The 19,722-nt window shown below is 64.5% G+C and carries 17 protein-coding genes; 8 read left to right on the top strand and 9 right to left on the bottom strand.

Annotated elements, in window-relative coordinates; genetic code table 11:
• Position 1 precedes the first annotated feature (1 nt).
• On the bottom strand, positions 2–469 hold the full coding sequence (locus tag NV2_RS14695) for a VOC family protein (RefSeq protein WP_084474706.1): 468 nt from the start codon (positions 467–469) through the stop codon (positions 2–4).
• Between the two features lie 32 nt (positions 470–501).
• The gene (locus NV2_RS14690; protein WP_245662609.1) at positions 502–1,392 is read right to left on the bottom strand and encodes a cyclase family protein; all 891 of its coding nucleotides are present in this window, start codon (positions 1,390–1,392) and stop codon (positions 502–504) included.
• Positions 1,393–1,647: 255 nt separating this feature from the next.
• On the opposite strand from NV2_RS14690, the gene NV2_RS14685 reads away from it, so the two are divergent.
• A complete protein-coding gene (locus NV2_RS14685) occupies positions 1,648–2,580 on the top strand; it encodes a helix-turn-helix domain-containing protein (RefSeq protein ID WP_067873942.1) in 933 nt (310 codons plus the stop codon).
• 72 nt (positions 2,581–2,652) lie between these two features.
• Here the strand turns inward: NV2_RS14685 and NV2_RS14680 are convergent, their stop codons facing one another.
• From NV2_RS14680 to NV2_RS14655, 6 genes are read right to left on the bottom strand one after another with little or no spacing between them, the layout of a single operon-like run.
• Complete coding sequence (locus NV2_RS14680) at positions 2,653–4,551, bottom strand: flavin-containing monooxygenase (protein WP_157102912.1); 1,899 nt, start codon at positions 4,549–4,551, stop codon at positions 2,653–2,655.
• Positions 4,552–4,597: 46 nt separating this feature from the next.
• Positions 4,598–6,172, bottom strand: coding sequence for a class I adenylate-forming enzyme family protein (locus tag NV2_RS14675; protein ID WP_067873557.1), 1,575 nt, complete (start codon positions 6,170–6,172; stop codon positions 4,598–4,600).
• Positions 6,169–6,978 carry an enoyl-CoA hydratase gene (locus NV2_RS14670; protein ID WP_067873554.1) on the bottom strand — a complete coding sequence of 270 codons (810 nt, stop codon included), beginning with the start codon at positions 6,976–6,978 and terminating at the stop codon, positions 6,169–6,171. The genes NV2_RS14675 and NV2_RS14670 overlap by 4 nt, the downstream gene beginning before the upstream one ends.
• Positions 6,975–8,060 (bottom strand): acyl-CoA dehydrogenase family protein, encoded by a 1,086-nt coding sequence (locus tag NV2_RS14665; protein ID WP_067873552.1) that lies wholly within the window; start codon positions 8,058–8,060, stop codon positions 6,975–6,977. Before NV2_RS14665 ends, NV2_RS14670 begins: the two co-directional genes overlap by 4 nt.
• 6 nt (positions 8,061–8,066) lie before the next feature.
• Positions 8,067–9,224 (bottom strand): acyl-CoA dehydrogenase family protein, encoded by a 1,158-nt coding sequence (locus NV2_RS14660; RefSeq protein ID WP_084474703.1) that lies wholly within the window; start codon positions 9,222–9,224, stop codon positions 8,067–8,069.
• Positions 9,224–10,246 carry a Rieske 2Fe-2S domain-containing protein gene (locus NV2_RS14655; RefSeq protein ID WP_168436113.1) on the bottom strand — a complete coding sequence of 341 codons (1,023 nt, stop codon included), beginning with the start codon at positions 10,244–10,246 and terminating at the stop codon, positions 9,224–9,226. The genes NV2_RS14660 and NV2_RS14655 overlap by 1 nt, the downstream gene beginning before the upstream one ends.
• A gap of 408 nt (positions 10,247–10,654) precedes the next feature.
• Between NV2_RS14655 and NV2_RS14650 the strand changes: the two genes are divergently transcribed.
• A complete protein-coding gene (locus NV2_RS14650) occupies positions 10,655–11,725 on the top strand; it encodes a Zn-dependent alcohol dehydrogenase (protein WP_067873543.1) in 1,071 nt (356 codons plus the stop codon).
• An 80-nt stretch (positions 11,726–11,805) separates the two neighbouring features.
• Here the strand turns inward: NV2_RS14650 and NV2_RS14645 are convergent, their stop codons facing one another.
• Positions 11,806–12,834 (bottom strand): TetR/AcrR family transcriptional regulator, encoded by a 1,029-nt coding sequence (locus NV2_RS14645; protein ID WP_067873540.1) that lies wholly within the window; start codon positions 12,832–12,834, stop codon positions 11,806–11,808.
• A 256-nt stretch (positions 12,835–13,090) separates the two neighbouring features.
• On the opposite strand from NV2_RS14645, the gene NV2_RS14640 reads away from it, so the two are divergent.
• The 6 genes from NV2_RS14640 to NV2_RS14615 all read left to right on the top strand — a co-directional run bounded on the left by NV2_RS14640 (position 13,091) and on the right by NV2_RS14615 (position 19,701).
• Positions 13,091–14,458, top strand: a complete 1,368-nt coding sequence (locus NV2_RS14640; protein WP_067873537.1) for an MFS transporter — start codon at positions 13,091–13,093, stop codon at positions 14,456–14,458.
• A gap of 98 nt (positions 14,459–14,556) precedes the next feature.
• A complete protein-coding gene (locus NV2_RS14635; protein ID WP_067873534.1) occupies positions 14,557–15,498 on the top strand; it encodes an alpha/beta hydrolase in 942 nt (313 codons plus the stop codon).
• Between the two features lie 30 nt (positions 15,499–15,528).
• On the top strand, positions 15,529–16,254 hold the full coding sequence (locus NV2_RS14630) for an SDR family NAD(P)-dependent oxidoreductase (RefSeq protein WP_067873531.1): 726 nt from the start codon (positions 15,529–15,531) through the stop codon (positions 16,252–16,254).
• Between the two features lie 68 nt (positions 16,255–16,322).
• Positions 16,323–17,972, top strand: coding sequence for a flavin-containing monooxygenase (locus tag NV2_RS14625; RefSeq protein ID WP_067873527.1), 1,650 nt, complete (start codon positions 16,323–16,325; stop codon positions 17,970–17,972).
• A gap of 63 nt (positions 17,973–18,035) precedes the next feature.
• On the top strand, positions 18,036–19,061 hold the full coding sequence (locus NV2_RS14620; protein WP_067873525.1) for a ferredoxin--NADP reductase: 1,026 nt from the start codon (positions 18,036–18,038) through the stop codon (positions 19,059–19,061).
• Between the two features lie 187 nt (positions 19,062–19,248).
• Positions 19,249–19,701: an SRPBCC domain-containing protein gene (locus tag NV2_RS14615; RefSeq protein ID WP_245662608.1), complete on the top strand. Its 453-nt coding sequence runs from the start codon at positions 19,249–19,251 to the stop codon at positions 19,699–19,701.
• Positions 19,702–19,722 lie beyond the last annotated feature (21 nt).

Here is a 19,722-nt window from a genome sequence, read left to right as displayed (position 1 = left end):
CTCACCACGGGGTGCCGGCGGGGATGTGCATGACCTCGACGCGATTGCCGTCGGGGTCGGCTACGAACATGATCTGCGGCGCGGTCGGGTCGTCTGCACCCGCGCGGGTTCCGGCGACCAGCTCCCCGCCGTACTCGCACAGCGCCTCGGCTGCAGCGTCGACATTGTCGGCGAAGAACGACAGGTGGGTCATTCCCAGCTGATTGCGCCGGCTGGGCGGAGTGCCGATCACGCCGGGCTGCCGGTAGGTGAGCAGCTCGATGCGCAAACCGTCCTTCTCCAGGAACGTCGAGGTGAAGCTGCACGGTGCATCGACCTCGGGGATCTGCTCGTCGATGTCGTATTCCATGATCTTGACGAAACCGAGTCCGTCGCAGTAGAAACGAAGACTTTTGGCGAGGTCGGAGACGCAGAGCCCGACATGGGAGGTGCGGTAGGTGTGCGCGGCCACTGGGGTGTTCTCAGTCATGCGGTGTCCCTTGGTATTCGAGGTGGATATGGTCAGCCGATGGCCACGGGTGTGACCGGGCTCGCCGTGCCACCGGTGACCTTCAGCGCGCCGATACTCAGCAGGAACTCGTAGCAGCGGTCGGCCGCCAGCTCGGCCAGGTTCATGTTCTCGACCAGGTGGATGCCGTTGTCGACGAGCAGGATGATGTGTCCGCCCAGGTACACGTTCCGATCGAACGGGATGGTCTCGATCGCAGTATTGTCCGAGCCGACCAGCGCAACGTCCTGCTCGGCGAGGAAGGTGGCCGCCTCGAGACCGATGCCCGGTTGCGGCATCATCTCGCCCTGATTGGCCATGTAGTCCTCGAGCCACCCGGTGCGAATGAGTACGAGGTCGCCTGTCCGCAGTTCGACGCCTTGATCGTCGAGCGCCTGGCGGAGGTCGGCTGCGGTGACCACGTAGCCGGGATCCAGCAAGTCGACGCCCTTCGACCTCGCGACATCGATGAGAACGCCGCGGCCGACGATGGCACCGACCTTGTCGATACTGCATTTCGCCGCACCCGAGTACGGCGTGACCTGATCGGCCGGATACCCGTTGTAGATCTTGTCGTCGGCGTACACGTGACACAACGCGTCCATATGCGTCGAGGTGTGCGACGGCATGATCAGCTGATCTTCGTTGGCGCCGACACCGGGCGCGCCGCCGTTGGCGCGGGCCATCGCCTCGTCCTCGTGATTGATCATCGTCAGCCGCTGCGGAATTCCGCGGTAGTCGAGGTTCGGCACACCCGACCGCTGGATCGGAATGGCGAGGCTGTAGGCCTTCCCGGACGTCGGCAGACGGAGCGCGGCGAGCACCCGTTCCGGCGTCAGCAGATTGAGCGCCCCCAGTTCATCCGACTCACCCCAGCGGCCCCAATTCGACTTACGCGTGCTCAACAGGTGACTCCTCAAAATCATGTCCTCGCTGGAGGATTCGGATTACGTCGGCGCTGAAGGTGCCGAATACCGAATGCGAACAAATCCATCGGGGGCGACTACCCCGAGGTTCGATTTGTGACTGGACTCACTGTAGCCAACGGCTACGGTTGCGTCAACAGACGGTGACGAAAGCGCTTTCCTCTAATGGTCGAAATATCGACCGCTCCGGTAAGGTGATCCGGGTCACCGTAAGTGCTGTGGCAGGATCGGTCAATGGTTGATTCCCGAGAAACGGTGGGATCCGTGGCGCGCGAGGCGGCTTCACCCCCCACCGCGCGTGTGGTGCAGGTCCTCGACTTTCTGGTGCACCACCAGGGGCAACGCTTCGGCCTGTCCGAGTTGGCCAGGCGCTGCCGGATCACGAAACCGACCTGCCTGGGCATCGTGACGGAGTTGACCGCGAGCGGGTATCTCATCCGCGATCCCCGTACGAAGTCCTACGGGCTCGGCCCCGCACTGGTGGCCGCGGGCAGGGCGGCTCAGCGAGATTTCGCGCTCGGTTCGCTCGTCCGCGACCGCCTCGAGGGGCTCAGCAAGCAGTTCGACGCTACCTGCACCGCGTCGGCGGTGGTCCGCGACGAGGTCATGGTGCTGGAGACCATCACCCCGCCCGGAGCCGCCGCCCCCGCCACCGTCGGGCAGGTGTACCCCTTCACGCCGCCGGTCGGGCTGATGTTCGCGATCTGGGAGCCGGACGAGGAACTCGACCGATGGCTACGGCGTGGGCCGGCGCTGTCGGCAGAACTGGATGTCGAGCATGTCCGCCGGATCGCCGCGGAATGCCGGCAGTCCGGCTACGTGATCGAGAGTCTGACGCCGACGGTGCGGCGGCTGCACCGGCTGATGGCCGGAGTTGCAGCCCAGGACATGTCGCCCGAGCTGCGGGAACTGGTCACAGAGCTGGTCTCGAGCGTCGGCGAACCGATGTTCCTACGGGGAACACCGGGTGATTCGGACCGGACGCACGAGGTCAGCGTCCTCGCCGCCCCTACCTTCGACGCGGACGGCCGGCAATCGATGGTGCTGGCGGTCTACGTCGGCGGCGCGATCTCGAATCACGAGATCACACAGCGAGCAGCCGCGTTGAAGGCGGTAGCGGCAGCGGTGACCGCCGACATCGGCGGGCGAAACCCCTTCGAACGGTAGAAATGGTGGACGTCCGAGGCAGCGAGCCACTTTCGGAGGGCCCCGGACGCCCACGTCATCGAAGATGACGAATTACCGCCCGTCGGTGAACTCGAAGTGCGATTCGTCGGGGCGAGCACAGAGTTCGTAGAACTTCTCGCCGCTCCACGGCGCGTTCGTCTGCAGCCGGCCGAACTCGTTGACGTAGTAGTTCTTCTGTATCGCCGAACTCGGCATCAGGTAGACGAGCTTCTTGGCCTCTTCGTGCAGCTGGTCGTTGTAGTCGTCGAACGTGTCCTGGCGAATGACCATCGACGAACGACCGTTTTCGAGCATGCCGACGATGCATTGCGCGATGTAGCTGGTCCAGATCTCGAACCACGTGGGCAGTCCCGCGCCGCTCGCCACGGGCTGAGAGTTGGGCCCGTAGAGCATGAACATGTTCGGGAACCCGGGGACGGTCATCCCGAGATGTGCTTGCGCTCCTCGGGCAGTCCAGACCTCCTCCAGCGTCACACCGCCGATGCCGTAGTACTGGGTCGGCCAGATGTACTTCTCCGTCTGGAAGCCGACCGCGGCGATCACCAGATCCGCGTTCCGGGCCTCACCATCGGCGGTGACGATCGCGGTATCGGTCATCCGATCGATCGGCGTCGTGACCAGCTCTACATTGTTCCTGGTCAACGAGGCATACCAGTTGTTGTCGACGACGGGTCGCCGCGTCATCGGCGGATAATCCGGAACGAGCCGATCGATGAGATCCTGCCGGCCGTCGACCTGGCTCGAGATGTAGCCGACCAAGGACTCACGCAGCATATCGTTGCGCTCGCTGACCTTGCCGCCCTTCGCGATCCACTCCTCGTCCGGCATGAGCACGTTGCGCAGATCGATCGTGCTCAGGCCGGCGACATACTTGTTCCAGTTCCAGTAGAACGGCATCTGCTGCATCAGCCACTGGAGCTCGTCCGCGATCGGGACACCGTAGTTGGCGCGCGGCGAAATCCATTGCGGTGTCCGCTGATACACCGCCACCGAGGCAGCCTTCTCGGCCACCTTCGACAGCAGTTGCACTCCGGTCGATCCGTTGCCGATGATGGCGACGTTCTTCCCGGCGTACTCGACGTCGTCGCGCCACTGGGCGGTGTGCACGATCTGCCCGGTGAATCCGGAGACACCCGTCACGGGCAGGTCCCGCGGAGTCGCGAACACACCGCTGGCCGCGATCACCACATTCGCCTCGAGGTCGGTGACGGCGTCGTCGCTGCATACGGTCAGCGTCCAGCGCTGCGTCTTCTCGTCGAAGCGAGCACCTTGTACATCGGAGCAGAACCGAATGTGCTCGTGCACGCCGTACTTGCGTGCGACGTGTTCGAGGTAGCCACGGACCTCCGACTGCCGGGCGAAGTATTCGGTCCAGGGATACTTCTTCTCGAACGCGTACTCGTAGGTGGAGCTCAACGTGTCGACGCGGACGTCGGGGTAGGTGTTGATACTCCACACCCCGCCGACTTCAGCGCGACGCTCGTAGACCGTGAACGGGATGCCGAGCTGAGCCAGCTGCACACCCATGGCGATGCCGGCGAAGCCCGCGCCGACGATCGCGACGTGGTACCCCTCCGGGACGACTTTCTCTGCGGCCCACTGCGCCTGAAAAGGCATGTCCGCGAAGGCCGGGATGTGATGGCGCATGATCAGATCATCGGGCCCCAGCGTGCGGGCTTCGGCCATCTCGAGCAGTTCGACGATCTCGTCACGTGACGGGATCGGCAGCGCGGCCTCGTCAGGTTCGGTGAGCAGGTACTCGACGGCTTTCGCCCGGATGAGCGCGATATCGTCGGCGGAGAACACCACTGTGTCCGTCACCGGACCGAAGACGCGCTCGGGGGTGATCGCGGCGATCTCCGCATCACGGGTTGCCTGGTACAGCGCCATCCGTAATGCGTTCGGATCGGCGTACTCGACGGCACGCTCTACGTAGCCACGTCCTGGCATAGGAAACTTCCAATTCTCGAATCTGAGGGTGGACTCGGAGCACTCGTCATTCGGCGGCTGCGCCGGGCCCCACACTCTGAGCGATGACCGTCTGTCGAAGGCTCTGCTTGCGGATCTTCATGGTCGGCGTTTTCGGCATCTCCGAGACCACCACGACTGTTTCGGGGAACTTCGCCGGCGAGATACCGGCTGTGCGACAGTAGTCCCGGATCTCGTCGACCCCGACATCGGTGGCGCCGTCGCGCAGCTGGAGCACGGCACAGATACGCTCGCCCGACCGTTCATCCGGCAGACCGATGACGGCGACGTCGCTGACCGCCGGGTGCTTCGCCAGCACCTCTTCGATCTCGATCGGACTGATCGACTCGCCCTTACGGATGATCAGATCCTTTTCCCTGCCGACCAGGACCAGATGCCCGCCGGCTTCGAGTTTCCCGGTGTCACCGGTGAACATCCAGCCGTCGGCGTCGAAGGGGCGCACGATCTCGCGGCCGGCGCGGTACTCCTTGAACAACATCGGGCCGCGCAGCCACACCCTGCCGACCTCACCGGAGGACAGCACGTCGCCCTTCTCGGAGCGGATCTGCACTTCACAGCCCAGGACAGGACGCCCCGAGGTGGTGGCCAGCTGTTCGATACCGTCGCTGCTTCGGGCCGAGGTGATCATCGGGCACTCGGTCATGCCGTATCCGTGCAGAATCGGGATACCGACCTCGGCGAGCACGTCCCGGAACAGCTGCTCCGGCATCGGCGCTCCCCCACCGGTCATCATGCGCAGTGTCGGTACCACCGGGGTGCCGGGATTCTTCCGCTGCTCCTCGAGCAACAGTGCGTAATGCGGGGTCGATCCGCCAGTCATGGTGACACCTGTGCGGCGCATCAGCTCGACCGCGGCGACCGGCTCGTAGATCTCCATGACCACCAGTGACATACCACTGGTCAGCGATGCGATCAGCTGATCGGGTCCACCGATGTGGGCGTAGGGAAACAGAATGGTGCCGACATCGTCGGGGCCGGCGCCGATCGCATCCGCGAGCGCCACACCGCCGGCGATGAGCGTGCCGTCGGTGTGGCAGACCCCTTTGGGGGCCGAGGTGGTGCCCGAGGTGGTGTAGATCCAGCGCACCTCGCCACGTCCGAGCGGCACGGCGGGCAGGGTGGCCGGATCCCCCTCGGGCAGTCGATCGGAGACGATGAGCAGTTCGAGACTGTCACCGCTCCCCGCACGCACCTGCTCGGCCATCGCCGCATGGTCGAAACCGCGGAACTCGGGCACGGTGATCAACCAATCCGATGCGCACTGCTCGATCATCGCCGTGACCTCGCGTGCCCGGTACAGCGGAATGATCGGGTTCTGGGTCACGCCCAGACGCGACAGCGCCAAGCTGAGCACGATGGTGTCGATACGGGTGGGCAGCTGCCAGCTCACCGTGGCGCCGGGCTCGATACCACGCGCCAGCAGCCCCGCGGCGACGCGCTCCGCCGCGGCGGCGACCTCGGCGAAGGTCAGGCGCCGATCGAATTCGTCGATGACTGCGACGGCCCCGCCGGTGGCTTCGGTCCGCAACCTCAGCAGACTCCACAGCGACGCCGAGTCGTTCGGCGCCATCTCCGAGGTCACGAGTTCCCTTCCTTCTTCCGTGCCTCCGACGGAAGCGGGTCAGGTGTCAAGAGCGGGTAACCGGTGCGGAGCAGCGCGTTGGCATGTCCGTGCCAGTGGATGTCGAATGCCGACTGCATCGCGGCCTGCTGGCCCATGATGTCGAGGGTCTGGTTGACGGCGCGCTTGGCGGTCGCCAGGCCCCACGGATCCATTTGCGAGATCTCGTGCGCCAGTTCCATTGTCTGCGTGTCGAGTTCGTCGAGCGGGACCACCCGGTTCACCATGCCGGCGTCGAACGCTTCGGCCGCGGTGAGCTTGCGAGCCGTGAACAGCATCTCCTTGGCACGGCGGGCACCGAGCTCCCAGGTATGTGCGTGGTACTCGACGCCGCCGACACCGAACTTCACCACCGGGTCACTGAAGTAGGCGTTGTCGGCGGCGAGGATCAGGTCGCACGGCCAGATCACGTTGAGCGCACCGGCGACGCAGGCCCCCTGGACCGCCGCGATCGACGGCTTCGGCACATCGCGCCACTTACGGGAGAAGCCGAGGTAATGCTCGGTCTCCCAACCGTAGGCACTCTCCAGGGTGGTCTTGCCCTCCCTGAGGTAACCCGGTGCCGGAGTCTTCAGGTCGTGGCCGGCGGAGAAGTGGTCGCCGTTGGCACGCACCACGATCACCTTGACCGCGTCGTCGCCGGCGGCCTGCTGCCAGCAGGCGTCGAGGTCGCGCAGCAGGGACTCGTCCTGGGCGTTGTGCTTGTCCGGCCGGTTCAGGGTGATCACGGCGACGGCGCCGTCCACCCGGTAGTCGATATAGCTCATGGTCGTACTCCTGTGTAGATCCGGTCGAGGGCCGCTACGATCTCGGCGTCGTTGCGCGCCGCCGAGCCGAAGTCGTACTGCCAGCGCTTGGCGGCATCGGTGAACAGGTGCACGTTCGACTCGACCATGTACCCGATGCCCGCATGAACCTCGTGGGCCGAGTGCACGATCTGCAGCGCGGCTTTCGCGGCCTGCTTACGCATCAGGCCGATATGTGGCTGCGGATCGACCCCGGCATCGATGGCCGCTGCGGCCGACCGCGTGTGCACCGAGGTGAGGTGCGCGGCGATCGCGATATCGGTGCACAGGTACTGCACCGCCTGAAAACGGCCGATCGCTCCGCCGAACTGATGACGCTGCTGCGCATACCGCACGGTCGTGTCTAGCAGTCGCAGCCCTGCGCCGTAGACCTGCGCGGCGCGCAGCACCGCGCCACGCGCCTGCGCGACCTCGACGGCGCGGTCGGCGTCGCTGCCCCGCGCGAGCACGGCGGCGTCTGCCACCGGCACCTGGTCGAAGGTCACCGCGAATATCGGGTGCCCGCCCATGTTCGGCATCGCTTCGATGCCGATGGACGAGTTCGAATCCACCATGGCCACAATGCTTTCGCCGGCGCCGCTGTGCACGAGGAAGCTGTCGGCTCGGTCGGCGTAGCCCACGGCCGGCGCGACTCCGTTCAGCACGCCGTTCGCACAGGACACCGGCGGGCCCCAGTCGGCGGACGGGAACACCGGAATCACCACGGCCGCACCGTTGCCGATCCGTTCGGCGACGGCCGTCGACGTCTCCGTACCGATCAACCGGACCACGTCGCGGGCCATCGTCAGGTCCAGCAGCGGCGTGGCGGCCAATGCACGACCCATTTCGACGAAGATGGCGGCGATCGTCGCGAGCGACGGACTCTCGGCGTCGGCAGCGGCCGGATCACCGAGCTGCAGCCAGCCGAGCTCGGCGAACTGCGCAACCTGTTCCGCGAACGGGACGTGGTTGGACCGGTCCTCCAGCGGCGAGTAGCGCGTGAAGACCGATTTGCTTACCTCTGCGAGGGCGGCGAAGTCCTCGCCCCATGCCAATTCCATCATCTGCTCCTATCGCGGCAGGCCGAGGCCCCGCGTCGCGAGCACCATCCGCTTGAGTTGGGACGTTCCTCCGGCGTGGTTGGCGAACGACTGGCGGTACCACGCCTCGGGTTTTCCGTTGAGGGGCGCGTACGGCGATCCGGGCCGCAACTGACTGGCCGGGCCGAGTACCCGGTCGTAGACCTGAGCGAACAGCGGCTCGTATTCCTTGGCTGCGACCTGCTGGACGCCGCCGCCCCACGGGGTCTGCCGACCGTTGGCGTTGTCGCCGATGATCTCGTAGGCCAGCAGCCGCTGCGTCTGGACGATCTGCGCCAGTTCGGCCAGGTCGGCCTGCACGTGCGGATCGTCGAGTTTGCCGGGGACGGTTCTGCAGTGCGCGATCAGCTCGCGCAGCCGAGCTTCCTGCATGGCGTAGATCGGCTCGACGGTCCCCGACGCGTAGAAGGCGCGCATGATGTACTGCCAGCCTTTACCCTGTTCACCGATCAGCGAGGTCGTCGGCACCCGAACATGGTCGAGGTAGGTGCTGGACTGGACACCGCCGCCGTAGTTTCGCATCGGATGGAGGGTCACGCCGGGACTCTGCAGATCCACCACGAAGATGCTGATCGCATCGCGCGAGGCGGTGTCGGTCGCCGTGCGGGCGGCCACATACAGGACGTCGGACATCGGCCCCCACGAGGTGAATGCCTTCTGACCGGTGATGACCCACTCGTCACCCTCGCGCACGGCCTTCGTCTGCAGCGAGCCGAGGTCGGAGCCCGCCTCCGGCTCGGTGAGACCTTCGGCCCAGAGGGTTCGCATATTCGCGATATCGGGGAGCAGTCGCTTCTTCTGCTCTTCGGTGCCACCCACCAGAATGGTGCCCGCGGCGAGGAAGATCCCGACCGAGTTGATCATCGGCGCGTCGGCCGCGTACAGCTCTTCGAGCAGGATCTGGTTCTCGATCGGCGACAATCCCTTGCCACCGTATTCTTTCGGCCAGGTCAGTCCGATCCATCCCTTGGCCGCGACCTTCTTGCTGAACTCGACGGCGATCGCCCACCGATCGGGGGCATCGTCGAATTCCGGGTTGAAGGCGTTCTCCTTCGGCAGTTCGGCATCGAGGAACTCCCGGATCTCGGCCCGCCACTTCTCCTGCTCCGGCGCCAATTCCATTCTCATTACGCGTTTTCCACCTGTAGCCCGTCGGTGCCTGCGGTCTGCTCGGCGGCGCCGTGCCCGAGGTGTCCCTCGCGGTAGAAGCGACGCGCCCACTTACGGATGTCGCGGAAGCCCGCGGCTTCGGCGGTCGCCAGGCCGGGCGGCTCGGTGTAGCGCTGATGCTCCCAGATGGCGATGTCGGCCTTGACCTGTCCGATCGCACTGCGCAGCCGTTTGGCCACTCGCGCGTCGTCCTCGCCGTTCTCCTTGCTTGCCCACGCCGAGAACCGCAGGATCGAGCGCTCGTCGTCGACAGGGGTCACCGCCGTCAGTGCGCAGATGGCGCCGACGCCGTCGGCGTACGAGTAGCCCAGTCCCAGGCCGAGAAGCGACGCCTTGGTGCGTCCCTCGACGGTCTCGAACTCACCGTCGGGGCCGCGGCGTTTGAAATTCAGAGCCAACTCGGTGTTGAAGTCGTATTCGCCGAATTCGCGGTGCACGACGGTCGGGATCTCGTCGGCGCGGTGCACGTATTTGAAGTGCGCGAAGTCGACGCCGTTCTCGGCGGCGTACTGCGGATGGATCGGCAGCTCGGCAGTCTCGAGGCGGCCGGCTTCTTCCAGCTCGTGGTAGTCACTCGCCGATCCGGACCCGGGAAAGAGGTCGAAGATGCTGGGCACCTCGTAGTGCGGGGCGCCGCCGTCGGCGTCGTGCCAGAGGTACATGATCCCGTCGCGCTCGGCGGTGGGCCAGGTACCGATCCGGCGCACCCGGTTCGTCGCCTTCTGATACGGGATGCAGGTGTTGCGGCCTTCCGGACTCCACCGCCAGCCGTGAAACGGGCACTGGATGTCGTCACCCGCTACCGAGCCACCATGCCCCAGGTGGGCACCGAGGTGCTCGCAGTATGCGTTCAACACCACCAGGCGGCCGTCCTCAGTGCGGTATGCGACCAGGTCATGACCGAAGTAGCGGAGCGGTGTGACGTCGCCGGCTTCGAGATCAGCAGACCAACCGAGCTGGAACCACCCCGTCGGCCTCATCGATAACGCCATAGGTGACACTTCATCCTCCTGAACTGCTCTAGCAGCGACACTGTCGGCAACCACACGGAAGCTGCTCTACGACAAGGGCTTTCACGGATCTCAACCGCGGGATATGCGCCCACACGACACTCCCCCGGAGCCCGGCCGAACGACCCTCGATCGCGTCCGGCGAAGCAGTGACAGAGCTACGTGACTACCATCACTGTAGCCATTGGCTACGGCTGCGTCAATCCATCGGGAAATGCTTGACGCCGGAACTATCCGGCCCATAGCATCACCATCGTTCAGACGAAAGCCACAGTGCTGGCCGAATTTTCCTCATCGCCCCCTTCATTTCCCACCGCAACGGGCCGCGCTTTCGCGTGTTATGCGGGTGGATTCTCCATAGAACAGCGAGGTCAGAGGTTGAAAGCAATTGTCTTCGACGGCACCGACAACAAGCTGGTCGACGGCGTCACCGTCCGGGATCCCGGCCCCGGTGAGGTCCAGGTCCGCATCGTCGCGAGCGGGCTGTGCCAAAGCGACCTCAGCGTGGTGAACGGCAAGATCCCGTTCCCGACCCCGGTGATTCTCGGCCACGAGGGCGCGGGCATCGTGGAGGCCGTCGGAGCGGGCGTCACCCAGCCCGCGGTCGGCGACCATGTGGTGCTGTCAACCTTGGCGACGTGTGGCCAGTGCCCTTCGTGCACGTCCGGACATCCGACCATGTGCCGTGAATCGTTCGGAAAGACGGCAACCCCCTTCGAGCTCGACGGCACACCGATCCACAACTACGCGGCACTCTCGACCTTCAGCGAGCGAATCGTGGTCCGAGCCGTGCAGGCTGTGTCGATCCCGAAAGACATTCCGCTGTCGACCGCATGCCTGATCGGCTGCGCCGTACTGACCGGCGCCGGAGCGGTACTGAACCGTGCCCGTGTGGCCCCCGGCGACTCGGTGGTGGTCATCGGCGCCGGGGGCATCGGCCTCAATGTCGTTCAGGCCGCGCGAGTCGCCGGTGCGGCAACGATTGTCGCCATCGACACGAATACCGGCAAGGAATCACAGACGCGCCTGTTCGGCGCCACTCATTTCATCGATGCCGCCGCGGGCGACACCGTCGCTGCGGTGCGCGACCTCACCGCCGGCGGCGCCGACCACGTCTTCGACTGCGTGGGCGGTGAGGCGATCACCAGCCAGGCGATGGAAATGCTCGATTGGGGCGGGCAGTTGATCATGCTCGGGGTGGCCGGACCCGACGCCAGGCTGTCGGTCCCGGCCACTACTTTCTACATGGATCGGTCGGTGCTGGGCTGCCGCTACGGCTCGTCCCGACCGGGCGCAGACATTCCGAAGTATCTCGATCTGTACCGGTCCGGGCGGCTACTCCTCGACGAACTCGTCACCAAGACCTACGAACTCGAAGACTTCGCATCCCTCATGTACGACGCCCGCAACGGAAAACTCGATCGCGGTGTGCTGCTGATGCCGTCCTGATGTCGACCGGAGAACACGCGAGCAAGCCCCCCTTCCCGGGCCTTCCGCGTGTTCCCGCGTACCCGCCCCGAGGCCGGCGCCTACCTGTTCGGCCGGGTCGCGTAGACGAGCACCTTCAGCATGTCGGTGACTTCCTGACGGACGTCTTCTCGGCTGCGATCCGGGTTGTCGGCAAGCTCGCTGAGATACGGTTCGTACAGATCCCAGACCGAACCGACCAGGGCGATCAGGGATGCGAGCACTTTCGAATCGAACTCGGGCCGCACCTGTGGCTCGACCGGGTTGTCCCACAACGCATCGATCTGGGATTGATACCCGCGTGAACGCACACCGCCGAGCAGACGATCCGGTCGAGTTCCCTCGAAGATCGACCATGCCAGCATCCGACCGAACTGACCTGCGTCCACGTCCGCGCCGAACGAGTTCTCGATCGCGGCGTAGGCGTCTTCTTCACCGGACAGACGCTCGCCACCATAGGTGACGAGCAACTGCATCACCGCCAGCAACAGGTTTTCTTTCGTTCGATAGAAGCGGTAGATCAAACCGTACGAGACACCGGCTTCCGCGGCGATCTCCCGCAACGACACTTTCGCCGGACCCTTGCGCGAGAAGAGATCTGCGGCAGCGAGAAGAATGGCGTGTTGCGGACCGGTCGATCCCGCACGAGCCGGCGTCCATTCGGCGACCTCTTTACTCGCGCGCTTCCCGCCGGGGCCGATATCCGGCGTGGGCTCCGCTTCGACCGAACCGGGCACGTAGGCGCCGGCCAAGCGCAGCGCATCCTCTTTGGTGTCCGGTGACAGCAACAATTCGACCGGCGTCCGATCGAAATCGTCTGTTTTCGTAATCGACCAGCGGGCAATGGCTTGCGGTTCGACATCCTCATCGAATACCGCGAGAAACTCGGGGACTTCCGGACGGATTCCGCGATTCTCCACATCGAATTGCCATACCGGAAACAATGTCACCCCGGAGCCCGGATAGCCGAGCAGTTTCCTGTTCTGGACGCGCTTATTGATCGCCTGACGACTGATGTCCAGAAATTTCGCCGCCTGCGGCGTTGTCCAGACGTCGTCAACGGATACAGCGAATTCGCCGAGGGTTCCCATTGACACAAACCTATCACGATCGGCGACAGCTCGATTCACGCGTAGCACTCGAGCGCGCTCCGGTGTTGACGTGCACGTAGCCATTGGCTACTGTGATGCCAGTCACCACCCCTCGCTCGTGGTGACTCGTGGACATGATCGCGGAGCGTTCCGTACGTGAGCTCCAGCGGAGTGCCGAGCCGACGCCTACCCACCGCTGCGATCCGTACATCTATGCCGTAGAGCAACTTCCGCGCAGTTGCCGAACAGGATCAATATGAACTCACCCGAGATCACGCCTTCCCGCAGCCTGGTCCGCAGGGCCTCGCTGGCCGGCTTCTTCGGAACTGCCGTCGAAGCGTACGACTTCATGGTTTTCACTTTCCTCATCGCCTATCTGTCGCCACAGTTCTTCCCCGGCGACAACCCCGCGGCCGGCGTTCTGAGCTCACTTGCGGTCCTCGGCACCGGATTCCTTGCGCGTCCGATCGGAGGTATCGCCTTCGGCCGAATCGGGGACCGCTACGGCCGCCGGTTCGCACTGATCCTCACCATCTCCGGCATGGGGGGCGCCACAATTGCGATGGGACTGCTGCCGACCCACACCGCGGTAGGGATCCTGGCCCCGATCCTGCTCGTTCTCACCCGCCTGCTCCAAGGCTTCTTCGCGGGCGGGGAGCAGATGGGATCGGCGACGTTCGTCACCGAGCACGCGTCGGCCGCGAATTACGGCATCCTGAGCGCAATGACCCCGGTCGGCTTCGCGTTCGGCAGTATGCTGGCCCCGCTGGTCGTCGCCGTCACCACCTCCCTGTCATCGGAAGCCGCGATGGCCGAGTGGGGCTGGCGCATACCTCTGCTCATGTCGCTGCCGATGATGCTGTACGTCCTCTACCTGCGTAGCCGACTGGAGGAATCCCCCGATTTCCGCAGACTCGCCGGAAAGCACGAGGTGCAGTCGTCCCCGCTGCGGGCGGTGATCACGCGGTACCCGATGACATTGCTTCGCGTCATCGCGCTCAGCACATCGGTTCTCGCCATCGGCTACACGGTCCCGGCATACATACCGTTGTTCCTGCAGCAGGAAGTCGACATGACCCCCGGCGCCACCGCATGGCTGGCGACCGCAGCATCGACCTTCGCCATCGCCGTCGGATTCGGCTCCGGATTCATGATCGACAGAAAAGGCCGCAGAACCACCATGACCCTGGAGCTGGGCGGTGTCCTGGTGGCGATGTTCCCGGTCATGTACCTCATGAAGGCGACCGACGGGAATCCGGTCCTCACCACGCTGGGACACATGCTTCTCGTCGGATTGGCCGGAGCGTCCGCTGTCCCCGTCTACGCCACGCTCACCTCCGCGTTCCCGGTCGCCGTTCGCTATACCGGGGCCGCGATCGGCTTCGGTCTCGGTTCGGCGATCGGCGGCGGCGCCGGCCCCTACCTGGCGGGAAAGCTGACCGAGGCGACAGGAAACGCTTATGCCGCTTCGGTGGTCGTCGGCGCCGCAGCGCTTTTGGGCATTGTGGTGATCGCGACCATGCCCGGCAGCAACGGTAACGCCGCATCCGAAGCGACGCTCACTCCCGGCGACGTCACCCCCGCCTCGGCGTCGGCGGATATCCATCGGTTGACGAAAGAGTAGCCACTGGCTACAGTCAGTGTCACCGTGACTGCGGTCACTTCACGTCGCATCGGTCGCGATCGACCGGCGGCATTCACGCCTATCGCGAGGAGGAATCGATGTCGGTCGCCGTCGATCCGGAGTACCTGCCGATGATGGGAGCCCTCCCGCGCCTCGATCTCTCCGAGCCCGAGGCGACCCGAGCGCTCATCCGCTCGATGGGCGCCGCGGATCCGATGACAGCGGTGCCGGTGGGCGTATCGGTGGAGCGACGGATGATCGCGGCAGCCGACGGATCGGCCATCGAACTCGTGGTGTTCCGGCCGGACGGCTCGAGTGCCCGGCCACTCCCCGCCATCGCCTATTTCCACGGTGGCAGATTCGTTTTCGGCGACGCGGGCACCGACGTCCGGGTTCCGTCGGCCCTGGCTGCCGACCTCGGCGCGATCGTGGTGTCGGTCAACTATCGTCTCGCTCCCGAGCACCCGTTTCCGACGCCGTTCGATGACTGCTTCACCGCCGTGAACTGGCTGGCCGGCGACAACGACCTCGGGACCGATTCGTCCGGAATCGTGGTCGCCGGAATCAGCGCCGGCGCCGGGATGGCGGCAGCAGTCGCCCTGAAGGCGCGCGAAACGGGCAGCGCTGCAATACGTTTCCAGGCACTGGATTCGCCCGTCCTCGACGACCGCCTACACACCACTTCCGCGACCGAGTTCACCGATTCCCCGTTGTGGAACCGGCAGAATGCCATCGACAGTTGGCGTCACTACCTGGGGACCGATGCCGACCGGGATCGGACATCGGAATATGCCGCGCCCGCGCGGGCACAGGATCTGTCCGGTTTACCCCCTGCCTACATCGCGGTCTCCTCGTTCGATCCCCTCCGCGACGAAGGGATCTGCTACGCACAGCGATTGACACAGGCCGGGGTGTACACCGAATTGCAGCTCTACCCCGGAACCTTCCACGGATCGTCGGGAGTGTTTCCGCAGACCGCGATCTCGCGGCGAATCAACGCCGACTTCACAGCTGCCATCCGGCGAGCGCTGCACAGCTGAACCTCGATCATCGACCGAAATAGGAGAATCATGCCGAATCGCTTCGAAGGGCGGGTCGCGATCGTCACCGGCGGCTCCCGTGGGCAGGGCGAACAGATCGTTCGAACCCTGGCGCGAGAAGGCTGCTCGGTCGTGATCGGCGACGTACTCGACGACCAGGGCAAGCAGGTCGCCGACGATCTCGGCACCGCTGTCGTCTACACCCGACTCGATGTCACGAACCCGGCCGACTGGGCAGCAGCGGTGGCGTCGGCGACATCGACCTTCGGTGGGCTCGACATCCTGGTCAACAATGCCGCAATCTATCGTCGGCAACTGCTGGAGGACGAGACCGTCGCCGAGCTCGACAGAGTGCTCGACGTCAACCTGCACGGACCGTTCCTCGGCATCCAGGCGGCCGCCCCCGCCATGCGTGCCCGGGGCGGCGGCTCGATCGTGAACGTATCCTCGCTCGCCGGCACCACGTCCTACCCGGCGCACGGCGCGTACAGCATGTCCAAGTGGGCCCTGCGCGGCCTGACCAGGACCGCAGCGATCGAGCTTGCTCCGTCGAACATCCGCGTCAACGCCGTGCTTCCCGGCAACATCCGGACCGACATGTCGCCGACGACCGCATCCGGCGACACCCCGACCGGCCTGAAACGTCAGGCCGACCCGCAGGAGACCGCACACGCCGTGGTCTTTCTCGCTTCCGACGATGCATCGTTCGTCAACGGCACCGACATCGTCGCCGACGGGGGCTCCCTGCTCGGGTAGTAGCCCCTCCCCACACAGTCCCAGGCCGCACCGTGCACCGCTGGTGCGGATCCGATCTTTGGAGGATCATGTCCGCCTCTCCCCCGGAAACCGACCGCACCGCCCGACACTTCGACGTCGTCGTGATCGGCGCCGGTTTCAGCGGAATGTATGCCCTGCACCGTCTTCGCCAGCAGTGGCGACGGGTCGTCTGTCTGGAAGCGGGCGACGGCGTCGGCGGCACCTGGTATTGGAACCGCTACCCCGGCGCCCGCGTCGACATCGAGAGCATGCAGTATTCGTATTCCTTCGACGAGAAACTCCAGCAGGAGTGGTCCTGGTCGGAGCACTTCTCGCCGCAGCGGGATCTGGAGGCATACGCCAACCACGTCGCCGACCGCTTCGACCTGCGGGCCGACATCCGGTTCCGGACTCGTGTCGACGAGCTGACCTTCGACGAGGCCACCGACGAATGGCACATCGGCACCGCATCCGGCGAGCGTTTCGTCGCCACGTACGTGATCGCGGCCACCGGCAGCCTGGACGTCTCCAACGTCCCGGACTGGCCGGGCCTGAACAGTTTCCGGGGCGCGGCGTATCACACGTCGCGATGGCCGAAGGACGGCGTCGATCTCGCCGGCAAGCGTGTCGGTCTGATCGGCACCGGTTCCACGGGCATCCAGGCGACTCCCGAGGTCGCCGCGGTCGCCGAACACCTCACCGTTTTCCAGCGGACCCCGAACTTCAGCCTCCCGTCGTTCAACCGAACGTTGGATCCGGAATACGAGCGGGACTGGAAGACCCACTACCCCGAACGGCGCCGGGAAGTGCTGAGCACGCACGGCGCCGTGCTGATGAACAATGTCGCCGAGCAACGCTCCATCTTCGATTACACCGATGACGAGCGCGACGAGGTGATGGAGCGCGCCTGGAATTCCCGCAACGGTCTCGAGTTCATCCGTACCTTCACCGACACCTCCTCGGATCCGGAAGCGAACGCAATTCTCGCCGAGTTCGTGCGAAACAAGATCCGGGCCATGGTCGACGACCCGGAGACCGCCGAACTGCTCTGCCCGAAGACCTATCCGATCGGCGGCAAACGGATCTGCGTGGACTCCGGCTACTACCAGACCTTCAATCGCGACAACGTCACTCTGGTCGACGTGCGCTCGCACCCCATCGAAGAGATCACCGAGACCGGCCTTCGCACAAGCCGTTCCGAGTACGACCTCGATGTGATCATCTTCGCCACCGGCTTCGATGCGATGACCGGGTCGATGTTGGCGATGAACGTGACGGGACTCGACGGAGTACGACTCACCGACAGCTGGGCCGATGGCCCGAAGACCGCCCTCGGGCTCATGACCGCCGGATTCCCGAATCTGTTCATGGTGCACGGTCCGGGTAGCCCGTCCGTATTGGCGCAGATGATCACCACGGGTGAGTGGCAGGTCGACTGGATCCTGCAAGCGATCGAATATCTCGACGACAATCAGACTTCTCGCTTCGAGGCCACCGCCGCGCAGGAGGACGACTGGGCCGCGGAGATGAACACTGTCGCCGCGCGCACCATGCACGCGAGAACCGACTCCTGGTACACCGGCGCGAACATTCCGGGTAAACCGCGCGCATTGTTGATGTACGTAGGCGGATTCCAGCGGTACACCAACTGGTGCAACGACGCTGCGGAACGGGGGTACGCCGGATTCGAGAAGACGCAGCGGGTGCCGCTTTCCTAGGGTCGGCTCGGGTTTTTCCAGGAAAGAGAGCGTAGGCGACTGAACGTGAGCACCTCGCAAACCATGAACATCGGGCACGAACTGACCGTTACCGAAGTCATCGAAGAAACCGAAGATTCGAAGTCGATCGTGCTGCGGAAGCCGGACGGTGCTGCTGGACTTTTCAACTATCGGCCGGGCCAGTTCTTGACTATCCGTATACCGAGTGATCGCACAGGACACGTCGCACGGTCGTATTCGTTGTCGAGTGCGCCTGATATCGACGATGATCTGAAGGTAACCGTCAAGCGCACAAACGGCGGATACGGATCGAACTGGTTGTGCGACAACGTGATACCGGGCAGCTCTATCACCGCTCTACCGCCGTCGGGCCGGTTCACTCCGACGAACTTCGGCGACGACTTGTTGCTGTTCGCGGCGGGCAGTGGCATCACACCGATGATCTCCATCCTGAAGACCGCCTTGCTCCGAGCCGAATGCTCGGTGACGCTGTTCTATGCAAACCGCGACAGCGGATCGGTAATTTTCCGTCGTGAGCTCGACGAATATGCTCTCGAGTTCGAGGAGCGACTCGAAGTGCATTACTGGCTCGACGACAAACAAGGCTTCCCTCCATGGGAGAAATTTGCGGCGCTGGCGGCGGAGAACCCGTCCTGCGAAGTCTTCGTCTGCGGCCCGGCGCCGTTCATGAACACGGTGAGCGCGGGACTTCGATCGGCAGGTGTACCGAAGGAACGTCATCACCAGGAAGTATTCGTGTCGGTTTCCGGAGACCCGTTCGAGGCTCCCCGGTCCATCAGGGACGATTCCTCGGGCCCCACGGTCGAGACCGTGGTCCACGTTGCCGGTGACACTCACAGGTTCGGCTGGTCCGCCGGCCGAAGCCTGGTAGACGCGTTGTTGGATCGTGGCGTCGACGTTCCGTTTTCCTGCAGATCGGGTGAGTGCGGTTCATGTGCATGCACCGTGCTGTCGGGAAAGGTCGTGATGGAGAAGTCGAACATCCTAGATCCCGACGATATAGCCGAAGGTTATGTGCTGGGGTGCCAGTCGCGCCCCGATTCAGGACCGATCGAAATCGAGTTCTGATCCTCTACCGCTCACGTACCTCGACTATCCGAGGTTCGCCGCGGCAATCGCGTGACCCTGTTTCCATTCCCACGTCCGACGACGCGAGCTGCTGGATAAGAACGACGCGTCTCTCACTACTGGAGGTCGAATGTCCGAACTGTCCGTACAGAATTATGACCCGGCCACACTTGTTCGATCCATAACGGTGGAAATCGAAGCACCTGCGAGTACCGTGTGGCAGGTTCTCACCGACCTCGAAAATTATCCGAACTGGAACCCCTTCTGTCGCTCGGCGAAATCGTCGCTGACACTCGGCGCGCCCGTCGATATGACGCTGACGGACTACTCGGGCGAGACGGAGACCTTCCCGTGGACCGAGTACGTCTGCGCCGTGGTGCCCGAGCGTCTGCTGTCGTGGGAGCTGCGGGCTACCGAGGACTCACCGCAGGCCGCCCGACGTGATCAAGTCATCGAGTACATCACCGACAACCGTTGTCTCTACTACTCGACCGACGCATTCCTGGGCGAGGCTGCGCACGAAACCATGGCCGAGAGCGGAGCGTGGGTGAAGCGTGCGTTCGACGACACTGCCATGGCATTGAAAATATGGTGCGAAGCCCTCTACGCCGAGCACCGCCGAAACAATCCGACCGCGTGATCCGGCACATACACCCTAGTT

Origin of the sequence: Nocardia vermiculata NBRC 100427, from assembly GCF_001613265.1 — a bacterium.
Classification (GTDB): Bacteria; Actinomycetota; Actinomycetes; order Mycobacteriales; family Mycobacteriaceae; genus Nocardia; species Nocardia vermiculata.
The sequence above is the reverse complement of the archived record's forward strand: the minus strand, read 5'-3'. Positions and strand labels throughout refer to the sequence as shown.